We start from the raw sequence: 11,694 nt of genomic DNA on the forward strand, positions 1-11,694 counted from the left end.
TGGCCACGCCTGGGGGTGAAGGCGGGTCTCGTCTGCAGGTACGGTAATGCCCCTTTTCTCTCCTACGAAATCCTTGCTGCTCGCAGCAAGCCTTGCGGTGCTGCCGGCAGCAGCCGAGCCTGCGGCTCCCGCCATGGGCGTGGTCAGTCTGGCCCAGGGCCTGCCGCGCGAATTCGAAGAACACTTTTTCGACGTGCCCCTGGCGGTGCGGGTCGACCTCGATGGCCGATACCTGGGCGATGCCATGGTCGTGCTCAGCCGCGACGAGCGCGTGCAATTGCTGGAATTCACCGACCACTACGACAGCCGTGAGCCAGAGACCCTGCGTCGCCGTTGGCAGGAGCGCCTGGCGACGGGGCGCCCACTGGGTAGCTGCGAGGAAGATTGCCCGGACGGGCTGCGGGCCATTCACTACAGCTTGGTCAATTCGCAGTTGTCGCTGCTGACCCATGCCGCCGAACGGGGTGGTGACGCCCCGCGTTACCATACCTTGCCGGAGCAGGGCAGTGGCATGCTGCTGCGTAACCAGCTCAACATGGTCAGCGATGGCCGCGACACCAGCGGCATGTACGCATTGCAGGGCCAGGCCAGCCTGGGCCAGTGGACGACCCTGGCCGATGCCCAGGCCGACAGAGGCAGCATCGGTGGCCAGCGAACCCGCCATCGGGTAAGCCAGCTGTACGCCGAGCGCCTGCATGACGAACATTTTTTTCGCCTGGGCTATTTCACCCCCGGCGCCCAAGGCCTCACACGTCAGCCACGGCTGCTGGGGCAAAGTCCCGATACCACGCTCGGGGTCATGTATGGCAGCAGCGACAGCCTGTTGATCGACAATGGCCAGCCCAGCTCCACGCCAATCTACGTCACGCCCAACCGCCCTGGCGTGGTGGAGATCTACCGCAACGGTGTGTTGATCAACAGCCAGGCGGTGCAGGCCGGCTTGCAGGCGCTGGACACCCGGGTGCTGCCTGGCGGCATCTACCAGGTGGAAGTACGCCTGCTCGAAGATGGCCAGGAAACTTCGCGCACCGACGAATTCGTCTACAAGCCCAGCATTTGGCGCAACCCCGACAGTCGCTGGCGCTACAACCTGTACCTGGGACAGCAGACCAGCCTGTTGAGCAACTGGGACGACCAGCATGAAGACAGCCTCAGCGCCGGCGTCTTGACCAATTACCTGTTGCACCCGCGTGCGGTCCTTGGCCTCTCCCTGCAGCAAGTCGACGAGGCGCTGCAATACGGCACTTCGCTGGATTGGGACGTGCTCGATCGCCTCAAGTTCTACGGCAACGTCTACCGCACCGAGAACCAGGGCAATGGCTATGACGTACAGGCCATCCACAGCCACGACCTGGGCTCGCTGGTGTTCAGCCATAGCCGTTCATGGCTGGAGACGGTCAGCCGGGCAACCCATAGCCAGGTGGTCCGCTATAGCGAACAGAGCCAGACCTCTATGCTGCTCACGCGCCGGCTGAACAATCGCAGTACCGCGACCGTGCGCCTGTCCCACAGCTCCGGTGCCGCCGATGGCCTGGGGCTCGACCTGGGTTGGTCCTATTACGGCAAGCTGTTGGGTTCCGACGCCAACTGGCGCCTCAGCCTGTTCGACCGCCCGGGCACGCGCAGCAGTGGCGATGCGCGCAGCCGTGGCGTCAATCTGGCGCTGAGCATGAGCCTGGGCGATCCGGGCGAGCGCATTGCCGCCAGTATCGGCAGCCGCACCGCCTACGATGGCGGGCGCGACCACAACGCTTCGCTGTCCTACCAGCGCGATGTCGAGCTGGGTGCGCTGCGCAGCGTGGGCGCCTTGACCACGGTAGACCGCTACGGCGCAGGGTTTGGCGGTAACGCTCAATTCGAAGGTCAGCTTTTGCAGGGTGACGCGTATGCCCAGAGTTCTTCCTACAACGGCCGCATCAGTGGCGGCCTGAACCTGCAAAGCATCGTCGCCGTGGGGGCGGGCAAGGTCGCCGTCACCGGGCAATACCTGCCCCACGATGCCGGGCTGATCGTGGATGTCGAAAGCGACATCGACGACCTGCAACTGCGCGCCGATGGCGAGCATGGCCTGAGCGCCACCTTGCACCCGGGGCGCAACCTGGTGCCGGTGAGTGCTTACAAAGCCGGCTATGTGCAGTTCGACCTCGGGCAGGACGAGGCTGCGGCGGTGATCCAGCCGACCAGTCTGGACTACCACCTCAACCGTGGCGCGGTGGCGTATCGCACCTTGCGCGTCATGCGCACGGTGACGGTACTCGGCCGGTTGCTCGATAGCCGTGGGCAGCCGATGCACGGGGCGCAGGTGATCAACCACGCCAGTCGCAGCGTGAGCGAGGCGGGTGGGCATTTTGCGGTGGAAATGAGCGAGTCGCAGCCCACGCTGGAGGTGCGCAAAGGGGAACGGCCCTGTGTCTGCTGGAACTGGATCTCGAGCGATTGACCCGTGAGGGCGATGTGTTGTTGGCAGGGGATGTGGCGTGCAGGTCCGAGGGCATGGCGAAGGTGCAGGCGACGGTAAGGGGAAACGATACGTGAAAAGGTTCAACACCTACTGCTTGGCACTCTGGCTTGCATTGCTAGGTGCCGGCTGGCCGCAGCTCGGCAGTGCGGCTGAGGTCGATGTGCGACTGCGCTATCGCGGTGACCCTGCGGGGCAATTTGAAAATGTTACGCCCCCGGCGGCCTTTTGCGCGGTCTGGCCATCCCACTGCCGGTCCTCCTACGGCCTGTATGTGGTCGACTTACCGATCACCTACCAAAAGAAAAATACCAATACCCTCACCAGCGGTGATCGTGACCGCCATTACCTGCAGTTGCCGGCAGAGCGAACCGTGGACGTGGTCAATGAATCGGGCCGGCGTTACCAGCTCGACTTCAGCATTACCGACGTTAGCCAGCGACTGGGTTTCCTGTCCGGAAGGATGAGGGGGGGCGATGTAACAGGCGGATGCTCGCTTCAGTACGCCATCAGCAACGCCGTGCGCCTCCAGTACCTGTGGCAAATCAGGCAACCTGCGTCCCCTCAGCCATGCCTTGCCGTTCCGTGGAACGCTGAGGTGTCGGTCACGCAGTTCGGCATTCGATACAGGCTGATCATGTCCCGGCGGCCTATCGGGATGCCGCAAGGCATCTATCGCGGCTCCGTGGATTACAGCATTGGCCCGGGTGGGGACTTCGACTTCGGTGATGAGGTCACCCACCTCAGCGACACGCGCCTGACGGTCAATTTCGAACTGGATGTGCAGCACGACCTTTACCTGGAGTTCCCGGCCGGATCCGACCGCGCCGTGCTCGAACCCCCAGGGGGGTGGAAGGCCTGGCTCGGTGGGCGCGGGGCACCGAGCAAGCTCTCGCGCGACATGCCATTGCGCATCTGGACCTCGGGGCCTATCCGGGTCTACAAGCGATGCGAATACGAATTGGGCGACCAATGCGGCATTCGTGAAAACGCAGGGCACCTGGTGGGCGTGGACGTCTCGCTCAGCCTGCCGGCGGCTTGCAGCACAACGGCAGCGCCATCGACCGGCTGGCGATCCCGACCCGCCAGCCCGCTGCGCTGCTCCTCGAGCCGGTCGACAGGGTTTGGAAACACGCCGGGCAACTGCATTTCGAGGTGGCAGGCAGCAATGTGCCGCCCATGCTGGCCCATCCGGGCAGCCGCTACGAGGGGCTGGTTACCGTGGTGTTCGAGGCCGAGCTATAGGTTCGGTTTGTCATTAGGAAATTTCGACATTCGATTGGGAAGCTTCCTGCAGATTGCGTGAGCAGAGTGTGATCACAATGCGCGGGATGATGTTGATTGGCTATCAATGAGGATGGTCTTGGAGAATGAACGGATGAAGCTGCTGCGCATGCTGTGCCTCGCGCTGGCGCCTTGCCTGGCCCAGGCAGGACCGGAGCTCAACGTCGGCGGGCTATACGATTACCTGGATGACGGCAAGAGCACCTTGCTCAAGCGCATCCGCAACGGCGGCGATGCCACGGCCTTCGTCAAGGTCAGCGTGGTCGAACTGGTCTACGAAGGCGACGGCCCGCCCCGCGAAGTGCCCTTGGACGGGCAGGCCATGACCCAGCGTGGCCTGGTGGTAAGCCCCGCGCGGCTGATCGTACCGGCCCGCGGCATGCAGGCAGTGCGCCTGCTGTACCGGGGGCAACGCGACCGGGAGCGTTACTACCGCCTGCGGTTCATTCCGGTATTGCCCGAAACGGGCGATGGCTTCGCGGTGGACGATCAGCAAGCGCAAGACTACCGGGACAAGCTCAAGGCCGGCGTCAACCTGCTGGCGGGCTACGGCACGCTGTTGTTCGTGCGCCCGGCCGACACCCAGTACCAGACCGCGGTAAGCCGTAAAGCCGGCGCCTTGACCGTCAGTAACCAAGGCAACTCGACCGTGATCCTCGACCGTTTTCGCCAATGCCAGAGCCGCGACGAGCTGTGTGAAACGGCCACCAAGCACCATCTGCTGCCCGGTCGTAGCCGCCAGTTCCAGGGCGAGGCTGCCAAGGTGCATCAGTTCGAGCTGCACGAAGGCGGCCGCCGCAAAGCCATGGCGCTGGAGGGTTGACCTCCGGTGTATCGAACTGTCAGCCAAGCGAGGTGATGCATGAAACGCGTATTGGTGGTCGACGACCACCCTTTCATCCGGGCCACGGTGTGCACGCTGCTGCGCCAGGAGCACCTGGATATCGTCGGCCAGACCGACAATGGTAGGGACGCAGTGCGCATGGCGCGAGAGCTGGCACCGGACATCATCATCCTCGACATCAGCCTGCCGGGGCTCGATGGCATGGAGGTCATCGCGCGGGTCAATCGCCTGCAGCGGCCGGTCAAGACCTTGGTGCTGACCTCGCATCAGGCCGAAGCCTACTGCTTGCGCTGCATCCAGGCCGGGGCCGCCGGGTTCGTCTCCAAGACCAACGATCTGGACGAATTGAACAAGGCCGTGCGCGCCGTGCTGTCGGGGTTCACCTACTTCCCGAACGTGGCGCTGAGCTCGGTGAACAGCCTGGAACGTCACGCCACCGACGCCAACCGCATTGCCCGTCTCAGCGACCGCGAGTTGATGATTCTGCAGCACCTGGCCCGTGGCATGAGCAACAAGGCCGTCGGTGATGCCATGTTGCTCAGCAACAAGACCGTCAGTACCTATAAGGGGCGTCTGCTGGAAAAGCTGTGCCTCAAGTCGCTCATCGACCTGGCGGATTTCGCTCGTCGCAATCAACTGATCTGAACCGTGCGTGCAATCTGGCTGCTGTTGGTGTGCTGCGTGTTTCCCTTGGCCGGCCTCGCTGGGCCGCTGTTCCATGGTCGTGCGGTGTTCGAGGAGCCGTATGCCGAACCGACCAGTGGTGACTTGCGCTGGCTGTGGCGCCAGCGGGTGTTGCGCCTTGGGGTGTTGGCCAACGACCAGCCGCCGCTGGACATCCTCGGCAACGGGCGGGCCTATGAAGGCATAACAGCCGATTATGCGGGGCTGGTGGCCGAGCACTTGCGCCTGGACATGCAGGTGCGCGTGTTCGACTCCTTCGAAGCGGCGGTCGCGGCGTTGCGCGAGGGCACGGTCGATCTGCTGGGTTCGGTCACCACGCAGCAGGCGCAACAGGCTGGCTTGCGCCTGTCGCCGACCTACGCTGAAGACCTTCCGGTGTTGCTGGCCAAGGAACATGCGCGGGTCGGCGAGGGCGCCGAACCGCTGCGCCTGGTGATGGTCGAGGGCTATCGCACACCCGAGCAGGTCGATCAGTACTTCCCACAGGCCAGCCTGCAGGTACATCCCACCGCGTTCAGTGCCCTGGCCGCGCTGGCCCTCGGCCAAGCCGACCTGTACCTGGGCAATGCGCTCGTCGCACGCTACGTGCAGGGGCGCCGCCCGTTCAGCGCAATCGAGGAAGTCGGCGATGCGCCCCTGCCGGGCCAGGGGGTCGGCTTTGCCATGCTCGACACCGGCACACCCCTGCCGCGGCTGGTGAACGCGGTGCTGGAGGATGTCAGCAAGGAACAGCGCGCACGCATCCAGGCGCGGTGGAGCCCGCTGGCGGGTGTGGCCCGTTCAGATCAAAGGGTCCAGTTGAGCGAGGATCAGCAGCGCTGGCTGGCTGACAACCCCAGGGTGCGGGTGTTGGTGGACGACCAGTTACTGCCGCTGAGTTACCGCGACAGCAAGGGCCAGTTGCATGGCCTCACTCTGGACGTACTGCAGTTGATCACCCGGCGTACGGGCCTTGAATTCGACGTGCAGGCGGGGGCAGGCGTTGAGCAGATGATCGAGCAGGTAGTCCAGGGCCAAGCGCACCTGATAGCCGGGCTTCCCCACAGCGATAGCCTGGCGCAGCGCCTGGGTTTCAGTCGCGCCTATCTCGGTGCTTCGCGGGTGCTGGTCAGTCGTACGGGCGCCGAGGCGCCGACCAGCCTCGAGCAACTGGTCGGACGGCAGGTGGCGCTGGTATGGGGCAGCGCCATGGTCGAACTGTTGCGCGAACGTTACCCTCAGGTGCAGCAAACCCTGCTTCACGGCCCGTTGGAGGCCCTGCACGCGGTCGCCGAAGGCCGCGTCGACGCCGCCCTGCTGGCCTTGGATGACGCTCGCGCGCTGGTTGCCCGTTGGTACCCGGGGCAATTGCAGATCAGTGCCAGCCTGGCGCTGCCGCCCGCGTACTTTGCCTTCGCCAGTACGCGAGGCGCCAGCGAGCTGCTGGGCATCATCGACAGCGCGCTGCTAAGCCTGACGCCGCACGAGACCGGCGCGTTGGTACGCCGTTGGCGCAACCCGATGATCGTCCCCGACAGTGCCTGGTCGCGTTACCGGGCCAGGTGCTGTTCGGCTTCGCCATTGCCACCTGCCTGTTGCTCATTGCTTCGTTGTGGATTCGCTACCTGCGCAGGCTTCAGGTGCGATTGCGGCGGGCCAGGCGTGCCGCGGATGCGGCCAACCAGGCCAAGACCGAGTTCCTCGCCACCATCAGCCATGAGATACGCACCCCGCTGCATGCCGTGCTGGGCATGCTCGAGCTGGCCCAACGCAAGGCCGCCCACGGTGTGGCCGACCGTCAGGCCCTCGAAGTGGCCACCGAGGCGGCGCGCGGGCTGAAGGAACTGATCGGTGACATCCTCGACATCACCCGCATCGAGACCGGCCACCTGCAGCTTTCGCCGCAGCGAGTACGGGTGAACGAGCTGGTGGGACGGGTCGTGCAGCTGTTCGAACAATTGGCCCGTGGCAAAGGCCTCGAACTGCAGATGCAGCTGAGCGGAGCGGTGGGAGCCGAGGTCATGCTCGACCCCCTGCGTTTCAAGCAGGTGCTGGCCAACCTGCTGAGCAACGCGATCAAATTCACCCAGCGCGGGCGCATCGTGGTCAGTGTGCAGGCCCAGCAGGCAGACGGACAGCTCGATCTCGTGCTGCGGGTCAAGGACAGCGGCGTGGGCATACCCGCCAGCGAGCTGGCGGCGCTCGGCCAGCCATTCCGGCAAGCCAGCAACCACTGCCAGTCGCCGCGCACGAGCACCGGTCTGGGCCTGAACATCAGCCGCAGCCTTTGCCAGCTGATGGGCGGCCAGTTGTGCGTGCGCAGCACGTTGGGGGAAGGCACCGAGGTGCATGTGCAGCTCAAGTTGGCACTGCTGCCGGGTGCCGCAGAATCGTCTGGCCCACCCGCGCCCTCGGCGGATGTCGAGCCGGGTGTGCGCCTGCGGGTATTGGTGGTGGACGATTACCCGGCCAATCGGCAATTGCTGGAGCAGCAGCTGGATTATCTCGGGCATCAGGCCCGGGTCGCGGAGGATGGAGCCCAGGCCTTGCGCCTGTGGCTCAAGGAGCCTTTCGATGTCGTCATCAGTGATTGCAACATGCCCAAGCTCGATGGCCACGGTCTGGCCCGTGCCATGCGCATGCATGAGCGGCGCCATGGCCGACCGCGCTGCCGGCTGATTGGCTTGACCGCCAACGCCCAGGAAGTGGATCGCAAACGTGGTTGTGCGGCCGGGATGGATGACTGCCTGTTCAAGCCCCTGGATCTCGACAGCCTGACCCAGGCCCTTGCCAGTGCACGGCGTGCGCTGGACGCCAGCGCCAACGGCGTGATGCTTGACCTTGCGCACTTGAGGCATCTGCTCGACAACGACGAAGCCGCGCTCAGGTCCTTGCTCGGCGACTTGCATGCCAGTAACCGCGAAGACTTGCAGCAGCTGAAAGGCCTCAGCGATTCGCCCACTGCCGTCGCCGGGTTGGCGCACCGCATCAAGGGTGGTGCCCGCATCGCCGGCATCGAGGCCCTGGTGGCCTCGTGCGAGCAGGTAGAGCGTTGTTGCCATGCCGAGCCCTTCGACCGCGCTGCGTTCAACCTGGCGCTCCGCGCCTTGGAGAGCGCCATGGGCTGCCTCGACCGGCAACTGGAGCGCCAGGTTGGGCGCAGCGTGGCAGGGTCATATCATGCCGAGTAACAACAGCACCAGCAGGATCACCAGCACCACGCCGACGATACCTGAAGGGCCGTAGCCCCAACTGCGCGAGTGCGGGAAGACCGGTAAGCCACCAATCAACAGCAGGATCAGGATGATGATGAGGATCGTGGTCATGAGGAAGTCCTTGCGTGGTTGAGGGTCAAGGGCCTGATGTCGCTGGCCTCTTGATAATTCCGACTGGCGCCGCTTGGGAAAGATTCCATTTGTGTCTTGTCTGTGCGGGCCTCTTCGCGGGTAAACCCGCTCCTACAGGGATCTCGCTGCAACTGTAGGAGCGGCGGTGCGGCGATCCGATTTACCCGCGAAGAGGCCCGCACAGACAAGAGGAGTCATGGCTGCCCATTCACTACCCTGATGAATCCTGCTTCGGTCCCAAGCCTTGTTTAGACTCGAACCACACCCCACAAGACAAGGCCCTGCCACCATGCAAAACCGCATCATGATCACCGGCGCCGGTTCCGGCCTCGGCCGCGAGATCGCCCTGCGCTGGGCGCGCGAGGGCTGGCGTCTGGCATTGGCCGACGTCAACGAGGACGGCCTCGGTGAGACCTTGGAGCAGGTTCGCGCCGCCGGTGGCGATGGTTTCATCCAGCGCTGCGACGTGCGCGACTACAGCCAGCTCACTGCACTGGCCCAGGCCTGCGAGGCGAAGTTCGGTGGCATCGATATCATCGTCAACAATGCCGGTGTCGCCTCGGGCGGCTTCTTTGCCGAGCTGTCGCTGGAGGACTGGGACTGGCAGCTCGCGGTCAACCTGATGGGCGTGGTCAAGGGCTGCAAGGCGTTCCTGCCGTTGCTCGAGCGCAGCAAGGGGCGCATCGTCAATATCGCCTCCATGGCCGCGCTAATGCAGGGGCCGGGCATGAGCAACTACAACGTCGCCAAGGCCGGCGTGCTGGCGCTGTCGGAAAGCCTGCTGGTCGAGCTGCGGCAATTGGAAGTGGCGGTGCACGTGGTGTGCCCGTCGTTCTTCCAGACCAACCTGCTCGACTCTTTCCGCGGCCCGAATCCTGCGATGAAGGCCCAGGTCGGCAAGCTGCTGCAAGGCTCGCCGATCAGCGCCGAGCAGATCGCCGATTACATTCACCAACAGGTCGCCGCGGGCGAGTTCCTCATCCTGCCCCATGAAGCCGGACGCGATGCCTGGCAGCTCAAGCGCCAGGCCCCGGAGCGGTTGTATGACGAGATGGCGGAAATGGCGATGAAGATGCGTGGTAAGGCTCAAACACGCTGATTGTAGGGCGCGTCTGTAGGTTGATTTACCTACTTGCGTGAGATCGGTCTCTTTCGCTCTCGAGGTATTGAGTCACGCAGGCTGCCCCATGCAGGCTCCGGTTTTCCCTGGGTTGGAGGCGCGGAGCATGCTGGTAATCGGACGAGAAGTGGGTGAGCGGATCATCATCGATGGAAACATCGTGATCATGGTGGTGGAGGCACGCGATGGCCTCGTGCGTCTTGGCGTGACTGCGCCGCGGGACGTGCCGGTGCACCGCAGCGAGGTGTACAGGCGCATCAAGGCCGGGGAGAAGCGCAAGCCGTGAATACCCCACCGTTCTCGTAGGAGCCGGCTTGCCGGCGATGGGGCCAAACCTGCTAATCCAGCAACTCGCGTGGCACATCGTGCTTGGCCAGCAACTGGCACTGCTGGCTCTCGAGGTCGAACAGGATGAACGCCTGACCCTTGGCCAGCGCCTGGCGAACCCGCAGCACGCGGGTTTCCAGTGGCGTGTCGTCGCCGTTGTCGGTGCCGTCGCGGGTGACGAAGTCCTCGATCAGGCGGGTCAGGGTTTCGGCTTGCAGTTGGTCGTAAGGGATCAGCATGGGCGTGCGGTCGGTCTCTTTGAATGGCGTCATCCTACGCGAATTTGGGGCCGCTGCGCGGCCCATCGCGACGCAAGGCCGCTCCCACACCCATACCCATACCCACACCTTATCCCTTGTTGCCTACCAGGCTGTCTACCGCCGGGACCCGGGTATCGCTCTCCATCTGCGCATCGTGTTCCAGTTGGTGGCTGAAGCGCTCGAGCGAGGCGTTGGCCGGGTGCGAATCGCTGGCGAACACAGGCGGGCTGAGCAGGTAGGCAGACAACAGCCGGCTGAGGGTCGCCAGGCTGTCGATATGGGTGCGCTCGTAGCCATGGGTGGCATCGCAGCCGAACGCCACCAGCGCGGTACGGATGTCGTGCCCGGCGGTCACTGCCGAATGGGCGTCGCTGAAGTAGTAGCGGAACACGTCGCGGCGCACCGGCAGCTCGCGCTCGCCGGCCAGTTTCAGCAGATGGCGCGACAGGTGGTAATCGTAAGGCCCGGAGGAGTCCTGCATGGCCACGCTCACCGCGTGTTCGCTGGAGGCCTGGCCAGGCGCCACCGGGGCGATGTCGATGCCGACGAACTCGCTGACGTCCCAGGGCAGCGCTGCCGCCGCGCCCGAGCCGGTCTCCTCGGTGATGGTGAACAGCGGGTGGCAGTCGATCAGCGGCTGCTGACCGCTTTCCACCACGGCCTTCAGCGCCGCCAGCAGTGCCGCGACCCCAGCCTTGTCGTCCAGGTGGCGGGCGCTGATGTGGCCGCTTTCGGTGAACTCCGGCAAGGGGTCGAAGGCGACGAAGTCGCCCACGTTGATGCCCAGCGCCTCACAGTCGGCTCGGGTGGCGCAATAGGCGTCCAGGCGCAGTTCGACGTGTTCCCAGCTGATCGGCATCTGGTCGATCGCGGTGTTGAAGGCGTGCCCGCTGGCCATCAGCGGCAACACGCTGCCGCGATACACGCCGGTATCGGTGAATACGCTGACCCGGCTGCCTTCGGCGAAGCGGCTCGACCAGCAGCCCACGGGTGCCAGGCTCAGGCGGCCATTGTCCTGCACCTGGCGCACGCTGGCGCCGATGGTGTCCAGGTGCGCCGAGACAGCGCGGTCGGGCGAACTCTGCCGGCCCTTGAGGGTGGCGCGGATGGTGCCGCGCCGGGTCAGTTCGTAGGGAATGCCCAGCTCATCCAGGCGCTCGGCCACGTAGCGCACGATGGTGTCGGTGAAGCCGGTGGGGCTGGGGATGGCGAGCATCTCCAGGAGCACCTGCTTCATGTATTCGAGATCGGGTTCGGGGTGTCGTTCGGACATGGGGACTCCTCGATTATTGCGCTGGCTTCTTCGCGGGCAAGCCCGCTCCTACAGGAGAGCCGCTGCCCTCTGGGGCGGCGCAGTACCTGTAGGAGCGGGTTCACCCGCGAAGTGGCCC

At 64.7% G+C, this 11,694-nt stretch carries 10 protein-coding genes and 1 pseudogene; 8 read left to right on the top strand and 3 right to left on the bottom strand.

Annotated elements, in window-relative coordinates; translation table 11 throughout:
• Positions 1 to 46: 46 nt before the first annotated feature.
• The 6 genes and pseudogenes from E6B08_RS07470 (at position 47) to E6B08_RS07495 (ending at position 8,440) form a co-directional block, all read left to right on the top strand.
• A pseudogene (locus E6B08_RS07470) lies at positions 47 to 2,535 on the top strand (TcfC E-set like domain-containing protein).
• Positions 2,532 to 3,764: a hypothetical protein gene (locus E6B08_RS07475; RefSeq protein ID WP_136913440.1), complete on the top strand. Its 1,233-nt coding sequence runs from the start codon at positions 2,532 to 2,534 to the stop codon at positions 3,762 to 3,764. The pseudogene E6B08_RS07470 and the gene E6B08_RS07475 overlap by 4 nt, the downstream one beginning before the upstream one ends.
• A 72-nt stretch (positions 3,765 to 3,836) precedes the next feature.
• Positions 3,837 to 4,565 (top strand): molecular chaperone, encoded by a 729-nt coding sequence (locus E6B08_RS07480; protein ID WP_136913441.1) that lies wholly within the window; start codon positions 3,837 to 3,839, stop codon positions 4,563 to 4,565.
• A gap of 39 nt (positions 4,566 to 4,604) precedes the next feature.
• The gene (locus tag E6B08_RS07485; protein WP_136913442.1) at positions 4,605 to 5,231 is read left to right on the top strand and encodes a response regulator transcription factor; all 627 of its coding nucleotides are present in this window, start codon (positions 4,605 to 4,607) and stop codon (positions 5,229 to 5,231) included.
• Positions 5,232 to 5,234: 3 nt separating this feature from the next.
• Complete coding sequence (locus tag E6B08_RS07490) at positions 5,235 to 7,088, top strand: transporter substrate-binding domain-containing protein (RefSeq protein WP_136913443.1); 1,854 nt, start codon at positions 5,235 to 5,237, stop codon at positions 7,086 to 7,088.
• The gene (locus tag E6B08_RS07495; protein ID WP_238349290.1) at positions 6,992 to 8,440 is read left to right on the top strand and encodes an ATP-binding protein; all 1,449 of its coding nucleotides are present in this window, start codon (positions 6,992 to 6,994) and stop codon (positions 8,438 to 8,440) included. Before E6B08_RS07490 ends, E6B08_RS07495 begins: the two co-directional genes overlap by 97 nt.
• Here the strand turns inward: E6B08_RS07495 and E6B08_RS07500 are convergent.
• Positions 8,423 to 8,575 carry a DUF3309 family protein gene (locus tag E6B08_RS07500; RefSeq protein WP_012271016.1) on the bottom strand — a complete coding sequence of 51 codons (153 nt, stop codon included), beginning with the start codon at positions 8,573 to 8,575 and terminating at the stop codon, positions 8,423 to 8,425. The genes E6B08_RS07495 and E6B08_RS07500 overlap by 18 nt on opposite strands.
• Before the next feature lie 310 nt (positions 8,576 to 8,885).
• Between E6B08_RS07500 and E6B08_RS07505 the strand changes: the two genes are divergently transcribed.
• Positions 8,886 to 9,695, top strand: a complete 810-nt coding sequence (locus E6B08_RS07505) for an SDR family oxidoreductase (RefSeq protein ID WP_136913445.1) — start codon at positions 8,886 to 8,888, stop codon at positions 9,693 to 9,695.
• Between the two features lie 127 nt (positions 9,696 to 9,822).
• Positions 9,823 to 10,002 carry a carbon storage regulator gene (locus E6B08_RS07510; RefSeq protein ID WP_136913446.1) on the top strand — a complete coding sequence of 60 codons (180 nt, stop codon included), beginning with the start codon at positions 9,823 to 9,825 and terminating at the stop codon, positions 10,000 to 10,002.
• A gap of 52 nt (positions 10,003 to 10,054) precedes the next feature.
• Here E6B08_RS07510 and E6B08_RS07515 read toward each other — a convergent pair whose 3' ends face one another.
• Both E6B08_RS07515 and E6B08_RS07520 read right to left on the bottom strand, forming a co-directional pair.
• Positions 10,055 to 10,282 (bottom strand): YheU family protein, encoded by a 228-nt coding sequence (locus E6B08_RS07515; RefSeq protein ID WP_003252629.1) that lies wholly within the window; start codon positions 10,280 to 10,282, stop codon positions 10,055 to 10,057.
• Between the two features lie 109 nt (positions 10,283 to 10,391).
• A complete protein-coding gene (locus E6B08_RS07520) occupies positions 10,392 to 11,576 on the bottom strand; it encodes an osmoprotectant NAGGN system M42 family peptidase (RefSeq protein ID WP_136913447.1) in 1,185 nt (394 codons plus the stop codon).
• Positions 11,577 to 11,694 lie beyond the last annotated feature (118 nt).

The sequence above is a fragment of the Pseudomonas putida genome (assembly GCF_005080685.1).
GTDB classification, from domain to species: domain Bacteria; phylum Pseudomonadota; class Gammaproteobacteria; order Pseudomonadales; family Pseudomonadaceae; genus Aquipseudomonas; species Aquipseudomonas putida_V.

Coding starts and splice junctions, on each gene's coding strand:
- E6B08_RS07480 (WP_136913441.1), top strand. CDS start 3,837: ATGAAGCTGCTGCGCATGCTGTGCCTCGCGCTGGCGCCTTGCCTGGCC.
- E6B08_RS07485 (WP_136913442.1), top strand. CDS start 4,605: ATGAAACGCGTATTGGTGGTCGACGACCACCCTTTCATCCGGGCCACG.
- E6B08_RS07500 (WP_012271016.1), bottom strand. CDS start 8,575: ATGACCACGATCCTCATCATCATCCTGATCCTGCTGTTGATTGGTGGC.
- E6B08_RS07505 (WP_136913445.1), top strand. CDS start 8,886: ATGCAAAACCGCATCATGATCACCGGCGCCGGTTCCGGCCTCGGCCGC.
- E6B08_RS07510 (WP_136913446.1), top strand. CDS start 9,823: ATGCTGGTAATCGGACGAGAAGTGGGTGAGCGGATCATCATCGATGGA.
- E6B08_RS07515 (WP_003252629.1), bottom strand. CDS start 10,282: ATGCTGATCCCTTACGACCAACTGCAAGCCGAAACCCTGACCCGCCTG.
- E6B08_RS07520 (WP_136913447.1), bottom strand. CDS start 11,576: ATGTCCGAACGACACCCCGAACCCGATCTCGAATACATGAAGCAGGTG.